The sequence below is a fragment of the Thalassomonas actiniarum genome (assembly GCF_000948975.2).
GTDB lineage: Bacteria > Pseudomonadota > Gammaproteobacteria > Enterobacterales > Alteromonadaceae > Thalassomonas > Thalassomonas actiniarum.
Genome location: NZ_CP059735.1, coordinates 5,779,473 through 5,797,983, shown reverse-complemented (window position 1 = coordinate 5,797,983; position 18,511 = coordinate 5,779,473). Strand labels below are relative to the sequence as shown.

Sequence of the window (18,511 nt, the reverse complement as noted above, 5' to 3'; positions counted from 1 at the left end):
TTACCTGGAAAAAGTTTTTACTGAGAGCTTGTTTGCCATGGCTGCATTATTGTCTGCTGCCATGGCGGGTGTTGTTACCGGCAATGACTGGCTACAGTATCATTGCTGCCGCTGATATCCGTACTGTCTAAGCGGTACCTGAAGGTGTAGCAATTGGCATTGCTTTGATAGCCGTCATCTCCCCGGACGAGCTGGCGGTAAAGGATCAGCGCCTTATCGCCCGGGGTTATATTGTTGTTATTCTCCCCCGGGGTGATCTCGATAAAACGCCAGCTGAGATTATTGAAGGTCATGGTATCGTAATCGCTAAGCTCGACATCCGAACCGGCCCAGGATAAATCCCGCTCCCGGCTCCAGTGGGGGCCGGGGGAAACCGAGCTCGACTGATCCGCCACGCCGCGGTAGCAAGCTATGGTGTAGGGGGCTTCCCGGGTGGTGTAATAAACATATTCGCTGCCGTCGCCGTGTAAATCATAGGCATTACATTCATCCAGCGGCTGTTCGCCGGTTTTCACTTTTTGCGGCAGGTAGTTTAATTCGCTGTAGCGCCCGGCGCCGTAGTCGGTGCCGCCCCCGGTTGCCACGCCGCCTGCGGTGCCGAAATAGAGCGGGATGCCGTCAAACATATAGGCCAGCGGCTGCGACGGGTCGTGGCTGTCCATCATGCATAACGGGGCCATATGATAGTGGTAGTCTTCGCCGTTACCGGCATGGGCGCCGCATTGGTCGATTTCACCGAGTAAGATGGTATCCCGGTCGCTGTAATCCTGTCCCAGCTGGGCGATTTCACCGTTGGTATTTTCCTTGGCATAATGCAAAATCGGCACCCCTTCCACCGAGATGCCTATGGCGTCGTGGATGTTGATATTGCTGGCGGTGCTGCTTAAATAATCCGGTTGCAGCGGCAAAGTCCAGGAGCTTTGTTCCGCGACCGGCACCCGGCCAATCCAGGAGCGGATGCCGACATTGGCCTTGTCGCCGTCAAGCCCTGAGCGGTAGGGCAGCATGGTATGGGTGGTGACCGTCATCATGGTATTGTCGCAGCTCACCGAAACCAGGTCGCTGTAGGCGGCAAAAGCGGCGGATTTTGTCGCGCAGTCACTGGGTACACTTGTGGGAACATGGTCGTCGTTATTGGGGTTATAACGTACCCTGGACAAGGTCAAGCTGGTGCTTGTCAAAGTGGTGCCGGCAATAGCATCGGTTAAGGTCACTAGATCTGTGCCGGCGCCATCTAGCCCTAAGCTGCCGACGGCATCGGATAAGGCATAAAGGGTAATAATATAATCGTTAGCTATCGGTGACTGGGAGCAGGGGGCGGAATAGCTTTGTCCGCCGTCGATACCATTGATGCCAAAAGTGCCTATATTGGTTTCCCCGGTCGCCAGAGAGCTGGTGCTAGCGGGAATATCATATAACACCTGGTAGGAATGGGCCTTGCTGAAATCGCCTTGATCATTGTCATTGGCAAAGTTATGCATGGTCACGGCAAAGCTTTGTGTGCCTGCGGGAGCATTATCCCAGTTTATGGCGGGAAAGCTGCCCAGGCCTATGCCGTCGCAGGTGGCATCCAGCGGCAAGATCATATCGGACTTTACCGCATCGCTGCTTAGGATCATATTGGCATCGCTGCTGCCGATAGTAGCGCGTACCAGCACTTCATTATCCAGTACCAGGTTGGTGCTCCAGATAAAGCTGGCGTCGTGAGTAGCATCATCGAAGATATCGGTAAAGTTTGTGTAGGAAGCCTTGTTGTCGACGCCTACGGTATCGTTGCTAAAGCTGGTAGCAGCGGGCCAGTTGCTGTCGTCAAAGCTGCTTGCCATCCAGTTATCCGGGCGCGGCCAGTGGGCGGCGCTGATTTCATCCAGGCTGTTTGGGGCCGAGATTGAACAGCTGGCGGATAAGCGCTGATTGTTTGACTGGCTTAAGCAGCTGGTATCGGTCAGCGGCGCGGTATAATAGGTTTGCGCCTTCCAGCTGCTGTCGGTGATGCCGATAATGTTATTGCTGCTGTCTTTAAAAACCGCCACCATGCCGCCGTCGCCGGGGTGATAGTTGCTGCCCTGGTTTGCTTCTGTGCCTGTGGCTAAATTCTCTTCCCAGTCCACCAGCAACATGGCGGCGGTAAAGGGCTGGTTTACGCGAAAACGCACGATGTTGGAGTTAAAATCGGTAAAAGGCACGGGATCTTTGGCAACTGCCGTGCCGTTGATATAAAGCTCGAAATAGTTGTCGGCAAAGATGTAGGCGGTGATCAGCTCGCCGCCGGCATCGATTTCTATGATGTCGCTGCCGTCTCCGCCGGTCAGGGCGGCAAGGGCCTGACCGGCGGAGTCATAATCATGGCCGCTCTGGTAGACATTATGCAGATCCGAGGCAAAAGGCATACTGTTATCGCTATAGCGTACCTCGGCGGGTACGGTCCAGCTGGTGTTATTTTCATCTGTAATGGTGCCCAAAGGGGCTACCCGGGTGCCGGAGGAAAATAAATTGCTGGTGGTTACACTCCCTGCTCCGCGGCTATAAGTCGGGCTATCCTGGTCGCTGCTGCCAGCATCTGCGGCAATGATCGTCACCGAGTCGGCGCTGCTGCTGACGGCACCGTCATTGACCACCAGGGATAAGGTATAGCTGCCGGCGAGGTCGGCGGTAAAGCTGGTACTGCTGGCGGAATCACTGTTCAACCTGGCACTGCTGCCGCCGGGAACTGAGCTGAAACTCCAGCTGTAAGTTAAGCTATCGCCGTCTGCATCGCTGCTCTGGCTGGCGGAGAGGTTAACGCTGTCGCCTGTGGTGACACTTTGATCGGCGCCGGCATTGGCTACCGGTGCACTATTGGTTGTCGGGGGATCGGTCGCCGGGTCATCGCTTGAACTACCGGAGGAAGAACTGCCGCCACAGCCGGTTAATACGGCCGAGATTATTACTGCGGGGATCAGCCGGCCAGTAAACAGGGAAGACTTATATCTTGTTAATATCATAATGCTTTTTATCCTCAATAGATAACTTACTCGCTGGAGTATCGCAAACAAATGTGTGGTAAATGTGTAAACTCTTGGCAAGATTGTGTGCAACTGAGGTTTTATTAACAAAAAGGCGGGGGAGATAGCGGCAAGTCGCTAGCGGAGAATCAGGGAGCCGGAAGCTCCCTAATAGTATTAGCGTATCAGCCCAACTCCAGCATTTTCCGGGTGGCAGCTACCAGGTGGTGTTTGGTGTTGGTTTCCACCGAGGCATGGCCGGACTGCTCACTGATGATCAATTGTGACTGGGGTAACTTCTGGTGTAATAACCAGGCGTTATCCAAAGGACAAACAATATCGTAGCGGCCGTGCACTATGATGGTCGGAATATCCCGGAGCTTATCGCAGTTATCCAGGATCTGGTTTTCCTTGAGGAAGCAGTTGTTCACCATATAATGGGCTTCGTGGCGGGCCAGGCTCCAGCACCTGTCGTCTGTAGTGGCTTCTTTTAAGAAAGCTTCGTCCGGCGCCAGGGTACAGCAAGACATTTCCCAGGTGGCCCAGGCGCGGGCAATTTTTTCTGCCAGGGCCTTATCCGGCCCCGTCATCAATTTATAGGCGCCGTGAATATCCGACTGGCTTTCGCCTTCACCTTCCTTATGAGGAAACGCATTAAGATAAGCCTGCCAGTGATCGGGGTAAATGCGCTTGGCACCGCCGCCGGAGAAGGTCCAGTCGCTATCTTGCTGGCGGGCCAGAAAGATGCCGCGCAGCACCAGGCTGGTTACCTGTTGTGGGTGGTGCTGGGCATATACCAGCGACAGGGTAGAGCCCCAGGAGCCGCCGAAGACATGCCATTTTTCTATGTCCAGGTGTTGGCGTATCCGCTCAATATCCGCCACCAGCGCCGATGTGGTGTTTTCTTCCAGGCTGCCGTGGGGCAAAGAACGGCCACAGCCCCTTTGATCGAATAAGATGATACGGTATTTTTCGGGATCGAAAAAACGCCTGTCATTGGTCGAGCAGCCGGCACCGGGGCCGCCATGGATAAAGACTACCGGCTGTCCTGCCGGGTTTCCGCATTGCTCGACATAAATCTGGTGGCCATGGTCTGCGTCCAGCATAAAGTGCTGATAAGGCTCTATTTCGGGATAAAAATCATGCATATTTTGCTCTTATTATTCAGGGAAAATAGTTAGCGAGGCAATAACTTGCGGTAAAAAAAGCCTGGTGTCAATGTTTGGTATTTAGGGCATTTGTTTTTGATGCAAATCAAGCTGCAGGGCAAAGCTGTTCTTTTTGCTGTACTTTTTATCTGCAAAGAGTAAAATAGAAATGATAGCTATTCTCATTAACGAGGGTGGCCGAAAATAAGTCATAAAGGATTAACTAAATATGACTCTAGCCGAGTTAAAACCTAACCAAAAAGCGGTTATTTCCCGTTTACCCGAAGATCTCGACTTAGCCGCTTTGCTGCTGGAACAGGGCTTTGTGCCCGATAGCGAAATCTCCCTGGCCCATAAGGCGCCTTTTAACGGCCCTATGGCATTTCGAATTCATAATACTAAAATTTCTATCGGCCAGAAAATTGCAGGCCAAATTAAAGTGGAACATTGTTAATGTCACGTATGATGCATTATGCCCTGGTGGGCTTTGCCAATTCAGGTAAAAGTACGCTGTTTAATCTGTTGTCGGGCAGCCAGCAAAAAGTGGGCAACTGGTCCGGTGTTACCGTGGCGGCCAAGCAGAAAGCTTTTTCGCTTGCCGGTGGCGAAGTGCTGTTATCGGACTTGCCGGGGCTGAGCTCGTTAACCCAGCGCCAGAAACAAGGGCAAGATCTGACCATCAGTCATGATTTTATCCGTGAAAAGCAAATAGACTGTTTGATCAATGTGATTGACAGCACCCAGTTAAAACGCCAGCTCTATCTCACCACCCAGTTGCTTGAACTTGGCGTACCTATGATAGTCCTGCTCAATAAAAGCGACAGTAAGCAGGCTGAGGCGGTGGATACCGATAAGTTGGCCGAGCAGCTGGGCTGTCCGGTATTTGCCATCAACGCCCGCGAAGAGCAAACCCGATCTGAGCTGATAGCGCTGCTTGATCGCCAGGTGCAGCGTAATGATTATCAACTTAACAGCGCTGACAATACCTGCTGCAGCGAAGACGGGCAAAGTTGTGAAAAAACGGCGCAGCTTAATGAGATGCAGAGGCGTCACCGCCGGGTTAATACCCTGGTGCGGGCGTCACAAGCAGCAAATGCTTCCGGGCAGCATAAACCGGGATTAAGCGATAAAATCGATAACCTGGTCTTACATCCTTTGGTGGGGATCCCGGTATTTCTCGGTATGATGTATCTGCTGTTTATGTTTGCCATTAATGTCGGCAGCGCTTTTATCGACTTTTTTGATATCCTCAGCGGTACCATTTTTGTTTCTTACCCGGCGCATTATCTGGCCGGGTTCAATCTGCCGATGTGGCTACTGACCATCATTGAAGGTATCGGTAGCGGCATACAAACGGTAGCGACTTTTATTCCCGTGGTTGCCTGTTTGTTTATCGGTTTATCTCTGCTTGAAAGCAGCGGTTATCTGGCGCGGGCGGCTTTTGTCGTCGACAATGTAATGCAAAAAATCGGCTTGCCCGGCAAGGCTTTTGTGCCTTTGATTGTCGGTTTTGGCTGTACTGTGCCAGCGGTGATGTCGACCAGGGTACTCGATAGCGAGCGTGAGCGTTTAACGACTGTTATGATGGCGCCTTTTATGTCTTGTGGTGCCAGGTTGCCTGTTTACGCTTTGTTTGCCGCCGCCTTCTTTCCCGATAACGGCCAGAACCTGGTGTTCCTGCTTTATTTGATCGGCATAGCCGCTGCTATCTTTACCGGTTTTCTGCTTAAGAAAACCCTGCTACCGGGTAACAGCTCGCTGAATATCATGGAATTGCCTTTATATGAGTGGCCTAAGCTTGCTTATATCAGCCAAAGGGTGTGGCAGCGTACCAAGGGCTTTGTGACCGGTGCCGGTAAAACCATAGTGATCGTGGTATGTTTGCTGAATTTCTTCAACTCCATAGGCACGGATGGCGAGTTCGGCCACCAGGACAGTGAAAGTTCGATATTAAGCCAAAGCGCCAAAGTTGTGATGCCGGCGCTGGCACCATTGGGGGTTAAGGAAGAAAACTGGCAGGCAGGGGTTGGTATTATTACCGGTATCTTCGCCAAAGAAGTGTTGGTGGCAACCTTTAACAGCTTGTACTCCCCGGGAGAAGCTGAAGAAGAAGCAGAGCCTTCGCTGGCGGACAGCTGGGAAGAAGCGGTAGACAGTATTCTGTTAAATCTGCTGGGCATAGCCCCGGATGATCCTTTAGGCATAGATGTCGGCGACGTCAGTGATTTAGCCGTGGCAGCCGAGGAGCAGGACGTGGAAATAACCACTTATCATGTGATGCAGGCGGCTTTTGCCGGACAGCTGGGAGCCTTTAGTTACTTGCTGTTTATCCTGCTTTATACCCCGTGTGTGGCGGCTATGGGCGCTATTAAAAACGAGGTGGGGTCGCGCTGGGCCGGTTTTGCTGCCTTGTGGAGTTTCACCCTGGCCTACCTGGTCTCTACCGCCTGCTTCCAGCTGGGCAATATTGCCAATGAGCCGTTAATGGCGGTGATTAACCTGGTGATGGTGGTGGTGGTGTTTAGCGCCATTTATCTGTGGCTAAAACATCAGGGGAAAAAGATACTGACCATACCTGTGGCCGTCAGCTATAGTGAGGCGGCTCACCACAAGTGCTAAATATCAGCAATAAATGAAAAAGGCCCGTATGGGCCTTTTTTTATGTACAGGATGTACGGTATCAGGCAGGTTCATGGATGAACAGGAGCCATATGTACAGGATATACGGTCAGCTTACCGGTTCCCTACGTAAGCTAAGTACCTGCCTCCATGCAGGCAATAAGGCAGGTTTATGGATGAACAGGAGTTATATGTACAGGATATACGGTCTGTTTACCTGTTCCCGACGTAAGCTAAGTACCTGCATCCGTGCAGGCAATAAAGCTTGTGTCTTTCACACTGCCCTATGCGGCATCGGTTTCCTCTTCTTTAAGGAAAATAGCATCGTCCAGCTGCTGCCAGGTGGCAAACATTAACGGGCAATCATAAATGATCGCACCTTCCGGCTGGCGGAGCCTGCGTGCTTCGAGAATTTTGCAATTGATCAGTTCCTGAATCGCGGCTTGTGCGGTAAAAAAGTCCCAGCCGAAATGCTTGAACAAGCCTTTTTCACAAACGATCGGCTGTACCCATAAATGATCCAGTAACTTTTTACCGTTGGCGGATAAGGCTCTCATTGCCAGGCGGCCGTTTAATTTGGCCTGACCGTCGGCCAGGATCTGGTACATACGGCGTTTTAACCTGTCGCCCCAGGATAAGCTTTCCTGCCAGTAATCATGTACCGGAGCGCTGAAATTTTCTGCTCTTAGGGTGGACTGGATAGCCTCGATATAAGTGTCTTTTTGTTTATGCAACCGATACAGGGAAGGGTGGATAATATCGCCGTATTTTTGCTCCAAACGCGACTGTAAAAATACCCGCCCGGTCCGGCCGTTACCGTCGGCAAAAGGGTGTATGTTCAGTAACTGGTTATGGCCGACAATAGCGATCACATCTTCAGCCAGGTCTGCGTTATTGACAAACCCGAGCCAGTCGTTGATAAGTGCTTCGACCTGCTCGGCCGGCGGACAAACATAATAGGCCGCCATAGGTGATTTGCCGCCGATCCAGTTTTGGTTTTTACGGATGTTACCGGCTTTTTTGTGCTCGGCTTCGAGCAGTCGGTTGACGTCCAGCAGTACTTTCAGGTTAAGCCGTTTATTGGCCGCCAGTATTTCTCTGGCTTGCTGGTATCTGGCCATTTGCGTCACCAGATCTATGGCTTCAGGATCAACAAAGCCTATCTGGCTGCTGACCAAGGCCAGTCGCTTACGGGAGACCGAGCGCGATTCTTTCAGGCTGCGGCTGCCCGCCAGGTAGCGGTTAAGAAAACCATTTAATGAGAATTCGCCATATTGCCCCTGCTTAAAGTTATTTAAATCAAAGGCTATCTCCAGCTTGATTTCCTGCTCAGCCAGTGTCGGCGGTATGATGCAAATGATGGTTTCCTGTTTATCACCATGCTTGCGCTCTACTGTTTCTACACCAGCATAACGCTCAATATATTGATCCTTATAACTCAAAACATGCAGCTCTTGTTTGGAAAATTGGCTGCTTATATAGCAAAAGTTATTCGAGATAACAAACACTGTTTTCAATAAATTAACATTTTTCCTGTTTGCTCAGCTGCTATTGTTATCTCATTGTCTTTTATGTGCTTGTTATTGTTGTTGATTAGTTCTGTGTCAGCCAGAAAAGAAATCAAGTGTAAATGGAGTGTAATTCTTGTGCTTGTCCTCTGCGCTGGTCGCAATGTTTGCCTCCTTCCCTGATATGCCAAATTTTGGATATCAGGCTCTCAGTGCTTAATGGCTTCAGGCAGCTCTTTGGCATCCAGTTATGCTCCCTGAGGCTGCTGTACTGCTTGAAAGCATCCGCTGCCAATTTTCAATGTTAAGCATTTCTTAAGAATCTCTTGTTATGGTCGCATTTATAGCTGCCGGGGTTTTTATCGCGGGTAGTTTATCAAAGAGGAAGTTTACGAATTATCAGGAATTGCTGTATCACTTGCTCAGCAAATAATGCCGGGAGAGCGAGTTTATCCTGTCTGCACCGACGGTTTTATTCACGATTTTTTCCGCTGCCGGCTGGTTGATTGCTGATTTATCTAATGTTTGTAGGGACACGCCCAAGGTTGTTTTGATGAAGACAACAGAAGTTTAAGCTCCCGGCGGGGCTGATTGTCTGCGGTTTGTTGACATTCTATTTCGCGGAAAATGTCTCGCCGTTAAAAACAAGAGAGTAGTATTTATGTGTGGTATTGCAGGTTTTTGGTCGGCAACAAATAAAGGTATTCATCGGGAAAAGCCTCTCGATAATATCCGGCGAATGTCAGAAAGGCTCAGTCACCGGGGGCCGGATGCCCGGGGAATATGGCACGATGAAGCCGGTATTGCCCTGGGGCATAGCCGGTTATCTATCCAGGATTTAAGCGCTCACGGCCATCAGCCGATGCTCTCTTCCTGCCAGCGTTATGTGCTGGTGTTTAATGGCGAAATTTATAATTTCTTAGTGTTAAAAGCCCTGCTTGAAAAAGAAGGGCTGACTTTTATCGGCCACAGTGATACTGAGGTCTTGCTGGCGGCGCTTTGCCATTGGGGGCTGGATAAGGCTCTGGGGTTGTTTAACGGCATGTTTGCCTTTGCTTTATGGGATAAGCAAAAACAAAGTTTAACCCTGGCCCAAGATCGTGCCGCCAAGAAACCTCTGTATTTCGGCTGGGTCGGGCAGGATTTCGTTTTTGCTTCTGAGTTAAAAGCATTTCAGGTGTTGTCCGGTTTTTCCGGGGAAATAGACAAAGAAGCGTTAACTTTATACCTGACCTATAACTATGTGCCCGCACCGCATTCCATCTACCAAAACATCTATAAGTTGGCCCAGGGGGCCTGCATTACTTTAAGTGCCGATATCTTCACTGATAAAGCCTGTTTGCTTGAGCGGGTCCGGCATTACTGGTGTGCCTATCAGTCAGCAAAGCAACAATATCGGCAACCATTTAACGGCAGTTACCTAGATGCCGTCAATCAGCTGGACGCGCACTTAGTGGATGCGACAAAAATTCGCATGATTTGTGATGTGCCCCTGGGCGTGATGCTCTCGGGAGGAATTGATTCCGCCACCGTCACCGGCATCGCCCAGTCGCTTAGTTCCCGGGCGGTGAATTCGTTTTCGATAGGTTTTGAAAACAATAATAAATGCGAAGCCGGCGCGGCAAGGAAAATTGCCGGCCATTTGGGCACAGATCACCATGAATTGATCGTAACCGGCCGGGATGCCCTGGATGTCTTGCCGCTATTGCCACAAATGTATGACGAGCCCTTTGGCGATTCTTCACAAATTCCCACCTACCTGGTGGCAAAACTTGCGAAAAGCCGGGTCAAGGTTGCCCTGACCGGGGATGGCGGCGATGAGCTTTTTTACGGCTACCGCCGTTATTTCAGCAGCCATAAATTAACCAAAGTGAACCGGAAAATTCCCGGCCTACTGCGCCGGCCCTTGAGTCAGTTGTGTTATTCTATTGGCCGTTTATCCCGCTGTGAGCATAAGTTTTTACAGCATGCGCAAAATATTGCCGCCAGCCATCCGCTGGACTTATATCAAAGCCGTATCGCTAAATTTATTGAGCCCCACCGCCTGGTCAGGGGAGGGAAGCCGGTCAGTTTAGCCAATATTGAACAGGTTAAGGCGCTGGAGATCTGTGAGGTGGAATTTAATATGATGCTATTGGATTACACCAGTTACCTGACCGGCGATATCCTGGTCAAGGTGGACAGGGCGAGCATGGCGGCCAGCCTGGAAGCGAGGAACCCTCTGCTGGACAGGCGTATTGTCGAATTTGCCTGGTCATTGCCGACGGCCTATAAATTTAATCAGGGCACCGGAAAAACCGTGTTAAGGGATGTGCTTGTCCGTTATGTGCCGGATGAGTTGATGAACCGGCCAAAACAAGGGTTTGGCTCGCCAATTAAAAAATGGCTTTCAGGGCCGTTAAGGGATTGGGCAGAGGAATTACTGTCGGAAGATACCATAAGACAGCAAGGTTTACTGGAGCCGGCCCTGGTGCGATATCTCTGGGAAAAGTGCAAAGCAAATCCGCAGGGGCGGCATTCCCATTTGTGGACGATATTGATGTTTCAGGCCTGGTACCGGCAGCAAGCACTCGCCGCCTGATTTCGTGGCTTAGTGCCTGCCTGTTAATCAAGGCTGTCCGGGGGCGGTTAACGCCCCCTGTGACTGACATAGATGAAGGGGAGCAAGCAATTACATTTTTTCCCGTTGCAGCACATTTTCCAGTTCAGCCATACCCCGTGGAATATCCACATTTACCCCTAAGTCTTTAAAGGTTGAACCTAAGGCATGTATGGTGCGGAACAGGTTATGCTCGCGGCATTGCTCCCCCATCTGGCCGATACGGACAATCGGCGGTCCGAATGAACCGGCAATTTCCACCCGGTAATTTTTGGAAATATGCTCGCATACGGTTTTGGCTTCCAGCCCTTGTGGCAGTTTGATGCCGACCACAGAATTTAACCTGTTGGGCTGGTCAATATAAAGTTCAAGTCCCAGCGCCTCAATGGCGCTTTGTAAGGCCTTTGAGCAGGTCAGGTGACGGCGAAAACGCTTCGGCAAGGTTTCATCGCAAATCAGGCGCATGGCTTCATATAAGGCCAGCAAACCGGAAACCGGTGCGGTGTAATGATAGGAGTTTTTATGCCAGAAGTTAGAGGCGAGCTTGGCATCCAGTGTCCATTGCGGTATTTGGCTTTCCCGGCTATTGATGCGTTGCCAGGCTTTTTCTGAAAACGCCACCAGGGAAACTCCCGGGATAGAGCTCAGGCCTTTCTGTCCGCCGGTGATCACGGCATCGATATGCCATTCATCCATTTTTAGCGGCATGGTACTTAAGGTACAGACGGCATCCACTATCAGGTAGCAGTTATACTCTTTGGCTATGGCGCCGATTGCTGCCAGTTCATGGTTATAGGTGGTATTGGAGGTTTCCCCCTGCACTATAGTGATCACTCGCGGACGGTACTCTTCTACCTGCTGGCGGATCAGCTCGGCCTCGACACTGTTTCCTTCGGCGACCGTTAACTGTTTGACCTCGCCACCGGATCTTTCGGCCATTTGTGCCAGGCGGCTGGAAAAGAAGCCGTTGCAGATACTCAGTACCCGGGTATTTTCCCAGACCAAATTGGCAACCGCCATCTCCATGGCGGCAGAGCCGGGGCCCGCCACCCCGACGATCCAGGGCGATTGTGTCTGAAAGATATAACCTGCCATAGATTTCATTTGCTGCACTATCGTGCCCATGGTTTCACCCAAGTGGTTGATCACTATACCATTGGCATTGGCCACTGCCTGAGGGATCGGCACGGGGCCGGCACCCATCATTAATAGCGGCTCTTCGGGTAAAATCTGGCTCAGGGGCTGTATTTTAGGTACTGCAATATTCATTTTCGGCGGTGTCTGCGGTTGATTATCGGTAAACGAAAAATCATATCACACCCCCTGGCGCTATGTAATATCTATATCGGGGGATAAGGCGAGAAAATCTACAGGCTTAATTTGTTATCTCTTTAAGCGGGCCTTACATTTGCCGTGAATTGGCTATCCATTGCTGTTGTTGGCAGAAAACACTCCAGAATCTGGCTGTAAGGTGATTTTTTATCCGTTGATTTCGCCGGGGATGTTTGAGCTGAGCATAAATGACCGTTCGGCAAGAGTAAATTTTGCGCTGATGTTCTATATTTCAGCCAAAAACCGCTTAATTAACGACTTTATTACAAAAAATTAATTGAAATCAAGTTTTTTAGTTAACCTGTTGTTCTTAATCGGATAAAATGCCCTTGAAATGTAAATTGGATGTAATATTTTTCTGGCATCCTTTTGCAACAACATGGAAAATTAAGGAATTTACGTTGAATAATACAGTTAAAAAATCAGTACAAGTACTTTCACAAACCGCTCTTGCCGTGACTCTGTTAATGGGTAACATTACCCCGCCGGCAGAGCAAGGTTATTATGAAGATGATGCCGGTTTTAACCAGGTTTCTGCCAGCATGGAATCCGGCTGGGGCTGGGGCTTCAATAAAGCCCAGGCTGCCGGCTCAACTGGTTGTTGGGACACTACCGAATGGGAACCTATGCCTTGTAGCGGTTCGCAGGACAGCAGCTCTTCCCAGGAAAGCAGCTATGCCGATAACGATCTGGTTGAAGGTGCGGCAGAAGCCGGTATGAACTTTACTGTGCCAAGCCTGAATGTGCCGTCTTTTAATATCGATGCCGGGAAAATGACGACTTTGGCATATGCCGATGTTGAAGCCGCCACACAAAGCAGTTTGCAGCAAGGGCTGACTTTCAGACTCAATAATCTGTTGGCGGGTAATCGCTCAGTCTAACTTACCGTTAAAGGTAATCTGAATCTGAACCTGTTAATGATACAGATCTCATTTGCTGGGATCTGTATTTTTTATGGGCCGGATGCTATGCCTTTTAAAGCAAAAGTTCACACTCGATCACTTTTGCCCTAAGCTCTCTTTATTCGCCTGTTTTTGTGATTTGCCCTGAAAAATTCAGATATATCAATCAATATCATTATCCCAGTTTTATTAAATATCTAACTATTTTCGGATGGTCTAAATCTCCAGGTCCTGCGTTGTTTTCAATCACAATAGCTTGCTATTGCTCAATCAAACGCCTTGTTCTTGAAAATTTATCCTCAGCGAATTTTGGTCATCTACTTAATGCAATTGGTATTATCTTTACCGCTTTGATGTTGCTGTTACGAGATTAAATAAATCTTAATGTGTTGTTAAATAATTGTTTATTGTGTTGATGGTTGTTTTTCATTAGCATAAGGCAGCTGATCAGAAAGTAGCCGGGAAAGTGTTGTTGATGAAAATGCTGACAGACATCCCGGGTATTTATTTCGGCATCCTCTTTATTTGAGTGAAAGCACTCAGATCAACTTTTATTACTTTTTATTAGAAGGGATTAAATAATGAAAAAGACTAAAGCGATCATCTTAGCTATGGGACTTGGTTTCGGCATGAGCGGCAATCTTTTGGCCGAGAGCGACCCGTATAATTGGCAGAGCTGCACTAAACTGATGCAGTATTGCCAAATGAGCGGCGGCATCTTCTGTGATGCTTATTACAGTAAGTGTATGTAATGATTTTTAGCAGGCTTACTTAAATTTGAGTGTGAGCGATAACGCCTGGTATTAATTAAGCCAGATATGAAAAAGGCCCGCGAGGGCCTTTTTATCGGGAGCATGTTTTTCAATCCCCGGTGCTGGCTGACAGCTCGGCATCTGTTTTAGCGTTAATCTCCAAGGTCAACCGGCAGTCGGGCTTGATCGCCTGAAACCCTTTCATTCCGTTGATTTTTATTAACCTTAGCTGATAGTGACCGGCGGGCTCCAGCAGGCTTATACTTGCGTTTAATTGAGCGTTATCTTGGGACGGCGCCAGCTTGCCGGAAATGATGATGTGCTCTTGTTGGCTGATTTGATATTCAATGCTTAAGGGTCTTAACGATTCACAGTGAAAATTAAGACTTAAATTTTGCGTTTCGGTGCTGCTGTCTATGTCACCGCCGTTATCGCCGGGCAGGGTAAAGGTGAAGTCAGTATCGCTCAGGCTGCAGGGAGGGATATAGCGTATACCTTTGCTTGTTTCCCGGGAGTGACACTGCTCATCTGCTGTAAACAGGACAATAGTTTCAGCTTTTGCAGCCTGGTTTAGTAATAGCAGCCCAATGGCCAGTCCAAAGAAAAATCTCATATCTACTCCGTTAGAAATGTCCGTCAGTTAAAGGTTTACTGATGAATTAAACAGCAAAATTCTATCAAATAACCTGGGCTCTTGGGTAGAGTGATTGTAAATTTTTTGTTTGTTTTTTGTGAGGCGGATGATGTGCTGAATCTTTCCCGGGTTAGTATTATTCACTTTATACTAACCCGGACACTTTTTTGACGGTGTTCAGGTCATCACCGACTGCAGGCAAAAAGAAAAACGGCATCCCTGGCCGAGTTTGCTTTCCACGCTTAATTCCGAATTTAAAATCATGCTCAGGCGTTTGCTGATGGCAAGCCCTAAACCCGCATGTTGTTTTTTATCGCCGGTGGCATTGCCGGCGCGATATCTGGGATCGAAGATGTAGGCAATATCTTCACTGCTGATACCGGTGCCGGTATCGATCACCGAAACTTTGACTTTGTCTTTATCCTGTATCACTTCCAGGGTGATTTCTCCCTGCTGCGGAGTATGGCGAATGGCGTTTTCCAACAGATTCGTAAGAATACGCTCCAGCTTGGCAATATCCGAATATACCATGTAGCGGCATTGCTGGGGGTTAAGGGCCAACCGGATGTTTTTCTCGCTGGCCTTCAGGGAGAACTTGGCGACAATATCATAAAGTAATTCGCCGATAGGGAAGGTTTCCAGGTTTACCGAGACCTGGCCGTCTTCTAAATGGGCCAGTTCAAAAATCTGGTCAATCAGCATTTTTAATTGTTTGCCGTTACGTAAAACCGTGGCGATATACTGCTCCCGCTCTTGCTGGCTGATGCTATCCCCTTTAATGGCCAGGGTTTCAATATAGCCCTGCATGGCCGCCAGTGGCGTGCGTAAGTCGTGTGACAGGTGGGCCAGCAGCTCTTTGCGCATCCGTTCATTGGCGTTGAGCTGTAATAACTGGGCATTGATTTGCTCCACCATGGCGGTGAAAGCACAGCCGAGCAGGTTAACTTCATTGCTGTCATTTTCCGGCCACTTGTGCAGCTTGACCTTGGCGGGATCGAACTTATGTTGCTGAATTGCCTGCATGTCGGCGAGTAACAGCCGGATAGGGGAGGTAAAATAGCGAAACAGTGCCAGCAGTAACAGCAGCATTAGCAGCAGGCCGCCGCAGATCAGCATAATATTTTGCTGGAGCTGTTGGTCCGATTTTGTGACCTGGAATACCGAGTCATATATTTCCCCGCCGATGATGACATAGAGATATCCCTGCAGGCTTTTACCGCTAAGCTTCTCATCGGTATCCTTTTCATTGGTGTAGACGGGAGCGGCGGAGAAGATTTTTTGCTGATGGGGACTCCTGGGATCATCGCCATACACAGGCAGGTTTTGCGGGTGCTCGATCAGATCCAGCAGCGGGCGTATATCTACCTGCTTGCGTTTTATTTTGCTGGGATCGGCGGAATAGCTGAGAATTTTCCCGGCAGGGTCAAGGAAGTAAAATTCAAATGACGGCCCCAGTAACATCAGGGTATGGAACAGGTTGGCCAGGGCCTTTTTGTCGTAAACGCCGTCTTGCAGCAAAGGGTTGTCATGGGCAAGGTGGTCAGCCAGTTGCAGGTGCAGCTTTTGCTCTGCCTGGTGCTGGGCATGTTGGGAAAGCTCGGTACTCCACCAGAACAGCAGATAAGCCATTAAAATAAAGGCAAAGGATAAGGTGATTGCCAGACGCTGATATAAAGATATTTTCATTCGCTTATGAGGGATTAACCGCTCACTCCTGCTGAATTTAGTTTGTAGCCAACGCCCCAGACAGTTTGAATGATTTGCGGGTTGGCACTGTCCCGTTCCAATTTATTACGTAAGCGGTTGATATGGGAATTTACCGTGTGTTCATAACCGCTATGATGGTATCCCCATACCGAATCCAGTAGCTGGGCCCTGGAAAATACCTGGTCCGGATGTTTGCCTAAAAAGCTCAGCAGATCAAATTCGGTGGAGGTCAACTCTATCGCTTCATTCTGGTAAGTCACCTGATGACACCTGTGATCTACCATTAAGTCGCCGATACAGGTCACCGCACTTTCCTGGTGCTGCTCCTGGCTTTGGCTTTGCACCAGGCTATGCACCCGCCTGAGCTGGCTGCGCACCCTGGCTTGCAATTCCCTGACGCTAAAAGGCTTGCTTAAATAATCGTCGGCGCCTAATTCCAGTCCCAATACCCGGTCGGTTTCCGATGTTCTTGAGGTGAGCATCATGATCGCCTGCAACGGTTTGGCACCGCGTAATTCCCGGCAAATGTCCAGGCCATTGGTGCCGGGTAACATGACATCCAGTATCACCAGTTGAAAATCCTGGTTTAACGCCATTTTCAGGGCTAAATCACCATGACCGCATATTTCCGCCTCAAGATCGAGTTCGCTCAAATGCACTTTTATCAACTCGGCGATGTCTAGTTCGTCTTCTACAATTAAAACTTTGTCTTTCATAGGCACTGGCCAGGAAAACCGGCCAGTGCAGTTTTCCTATTGCTTCCGCGTTATTGTTAATTTTATTGCCGGATTATCAAATCTGTGGGCCTGCGTTAATACTGAGGTCGACAAGCCGTCGTCCATAGTGACCACCCCGGGATGCATAGCGACAAAATCGACATCGTCACGCTCTGCAATATATCCGGTGCCATTATCGGCAGGCCCTGGAATAGTGCCGGCAAGTTCACTATTGGCCTCGGTGCCTGCGTCATAAACGCCTAAAGTCCATGTTTGCGGGTTATCTACCGTTAATGAAGATAAGTCCATGGCAGTTAGACCGGTAAAGGCGTCATTTGTATTCACCAACATAGAAACTATAGACAAATGTGTCGCCATTTCATCCGTGGTCGTTACCGTTAACGTGGTGCTTGCCCCCGGTCCTACCGGGGCATCGCCGGAAACTGAAGCCAGGATGGACTCCATAGCGATTAACTCAGTATTATCACCACCTTCGGCGAGTATTTCCAGTGGCGTTGAAGCCATTTCTCCGACCGTCCACAGGGCGCTGTCACCGTGTAATACTACGGCCAGGGGCGATAACGGCTGGGCATAGGTTAAGTTGGTAACGGTCACTTCATAACTCATTTCAACCGGCACAGGGGCGGGCGTATCAATAACACCGTCATTGTCGGTATCGTTATCGCTGCCGCCACAGGCACTGAGCAAGGTCACCAGGGCAAGCGGTGCCAGCCCTTTAATGTTATAGATAGACATAAAGCCCCCTTACATGACAACAACAGTGATTTTGGCAACCGGGTTTAACCAGCGGTGTACATTATTGGTGAGATCGCTGCTGCCGCCGCTCAGATTATCATCCCCGAGGTTGCCGCGGTGAATATGCACCATAGTATTTCCTTCGCTGCTGGTTACGCCTGTGCCGCCGGTGCCGGCATCACCGCCGGGCGCGGCCGGAATACCGGCAACTCCCGGGGCGCCGCTGCCTTCGACAACCAATTCATTGTTGGCTTCGGTGCCGGCGTCATAGGCGTTAAGGTAGATGGTATAGGTGCCTGCTTCTTCGGGGATCATCCAGCTGTCCAGGCCGACAAAGCCGTCATTTGAAGGCAGTATCATCGCCGTCAGCGATAAATAATCATTATTCTCGCTGTTGGTGAGCATGAAGGAAGTTGACATTGCCGGCGCTAACAGGCCTCCGGCCGGGTTTTCATTAACATCGGCATTGACACCGGTTAACAGGGTTGACAGGCCGGAGATATCTCCGCCCTCTGCCATCGCCTGTAACTGCGCGCTGGCAGCGCTGCCGGTGGAAAACATCTGGTTATCCGCTGTGTGAGCAGCGGTGATCAGCGGAGTAAAATAGATAGCCTGGGTCAGGTTAGTGACGGTTATATTTAAATCCTGGGCATGAACCGCTGAGCTGCCCGCTGCCAATGCGGCAACGGCGAATAGTGACTTGAGTTTCATCTGTGCTTCCTTCTATTTTTAATCAATAAAGAACAATCGACGAAAGCAAGTATGGACAGCAGATATTGCGACTTGGTCACTGAGTTATCACATTTGTGTCACAAATTAAGTTCATAAGTGAACGGGGTTGGAGGTGGGAGCAA

At 49.6% G+C, this 18,511-nt stretch carries 14 protein-coding genes; 5 read left to right on the top strand and 9 right to left on the bottom strand.

The window, feature by feature from the left end; genetic code table 11:
* Nucleotides 1-74 precede the first annotated feature (74 nt).
* Both SG35_RS25265 and pip read right to left on the bottom strand, forming a co-directional pair.
* A complete protein-coding gene (locus SG35_RS25265) occupies nucleotides 75-2,984 on the bottom strand; it encodes a PKD domain-containing protein (protein WP_063888653.1) in 2,910 nt (969 codons plus the stop codon).
* A 185-nt stretch (nucleotides 2,985-3,169) separates the two neighbouring features.
* A complete protein-coding gene (pip, locus tag SG35_RS25260; RefSeq protein ID WP_044833376.1) occupies nucleotides 3,170-4,132 on the bottom strand; it encodes a prolyl aminopeptidase in 963 nt (320 codons plus the stop codon).
* 229 nt (nucleotides 4,133-4,361) lie between these two features.
* Here pip and SG35_RS25255 point away from each other — a divergent pair, with 229 nt between their 5' ends.
* Nucleotides 4,362-4,586: a FeoA family protein gene (locus SG35_RS25255; RefSeq protein WP_044833375.1), complete on the top strand. Its 225-nt coding sequence runs from the start codon at nucleotides 4,362-4,364 to the stop codon at nucleotides 4,584-4,586.
* Nucleotides 4,586-6,751, top strand: a complete 2,166-nt coding sequence (gene feoB / locus SG35_RS25250) for a ferrous iron transport protein B (RefSeq protein ID WP_044833374.1) — start codon at nucleotides 4,586-4,588, stop codon at nucleotides 6,749-6,751. The genes SG35_RS25255 and feoB overlap by 1 nt, the downstream gene beginning before the upstream one ends.
* Before the next feature lie 284 nt (nucleotides 6,752-7,035).
* Here the strand turns inward: feoB and SG35_RS25245 are convergent, their stop codons facing one another.
* Nucleotides 7,036-8,193, bottom strand: a complete 1,158-nt coding sequence (locus SG35_RS25245) for a Fic family protein (RefSeq protein ID WP_152646650.1) — start codon at nucleotides 8,191-8,193, stop codon at nucleotides 7,036-7,038.
* Nucleotides 8,194-8,920: 727 nt separating this feature from the next.
* Between SG35_RS25245 and asnB the strand changes: the two genes are divergently transcribed.
* On the top strand, nucleotides 8,921-10,840 hold the full coding sequence (gene asnB, locus SG35_RS25240) for an asparagine synthase (glutamine-hydrolyzing) (protein ID WP_084692780.1): 1,920 nt from the start codon (nucleotides 8,921-8,923) through the stop codon (nucleotides 10,838-10,840).
* Nucleotides 10,841-10,930: 90 nt separating this feature from the next.
* On the opposite strand, the gene SG35_RS25235 is transcribed toward asnB, so the two are convergent.
* Entirely contained in the window at nucleotides 10,931-12,127 is a 1,197-nt protein-coding gene (locus tag SG35_RS25235) for a pyridoxal-phosphate-dependent aminotransferase family protein (protein WP_044833372.1), read from the bottom strand.
* 464 nt (nucleotides 12,128-12,591) lie between these two features.
* Here SG35_RS25235 and SG35_RS25230 point away from each other — a divergent pair, with 464 nt between their 5' ends.
* Entirely contained in the window at nucleotides 12,592-13,071 is a 480-nt protein-coding gene (locus tag SG35_RS25230; protein ID WP_044833370.1) for a hypothetical protein, read from the top strand.
* Nucleotides 13,072-13,673: 602 nt separating this feature from the next.
* Entirely contained in the window at nucleotides 13,674-13,844 is a 171-nt protein-coding gene (locus tag SG35_RS25225) for a hypothetical protein (RefSeq protein ID WP_160298402.1), read from the top strand.
* Between the two features lie 109 nt (nucleotides 13,845-13,953).
* Here SG35_RS25225 and SG35_RS25220 read toward each other — a convergent pair whose 3' ends face one another.
* From SG35_RS25220 to SG35_RS25200, 5 genes are all read right to left on the bottom strand, one after another.
* A complete protein-coding gene (locus tag SG35_RS25220; protein WP_044835886.1) occupies nucleotides 13,954-14,457 on the bottom strand; it encodes a hypothetical protein in 504 nt (167 codons plus the stop codon).
* A gap of 198 nt (nucleotides 14,458-14,655) precedes the next feature.
* The gene (locus SG35_RS25215) at nucleotides 14,656-16,164 is read right to left on the bottom strand and encodes a sensor histidine kinase (RefSeq protein ID WP_044835887.1); all 1,509 of its coding nucleotides are present in this window, start codon (nucleotides 16,162-16,164) and stop codon (nucleotides 14,656-14,658) included.
* Nucleotides 16,165-16,178: 14 nt separating this feature from the next.
* A complete protein-coding gene (locus SG35_RS25210; RefSeq protein ID WP_044835888.1) occupies nucleotides 16,179-16,901 on the bottom strand; it encodes a response regulator transcription factor in 723 nt (240 codons plus the stop codon).
* A 36-nt stretch (nucleotides 16,902-16,937) separates the two neighbouring features.
* Entirely contained in the window at nucleotides 16,938-17,657 is a 720-nt protein-coding gene (locus SG35_RS25205; protein ID WP_044835889.1) for a spondin domain-containing protein, read from the bottom strand.
* 9 nt (nucleotides 17,658-17,666) lie between these two features.
* Nucleotides 17,667-18,368 (bottom strand): spondin domain-containing protein, encoded by a 702-nt coding sequence (locus SG35_RS25200; RefSeq protein WP_044835890.1) that lies wholly within the window; start codon nucleotides 18,366-18,368, stop codon nucleotides 17,667-17,669.
* Between the last annotated feature and the right edge of the window lie 143 nt (nucleotides 18,369-18,511).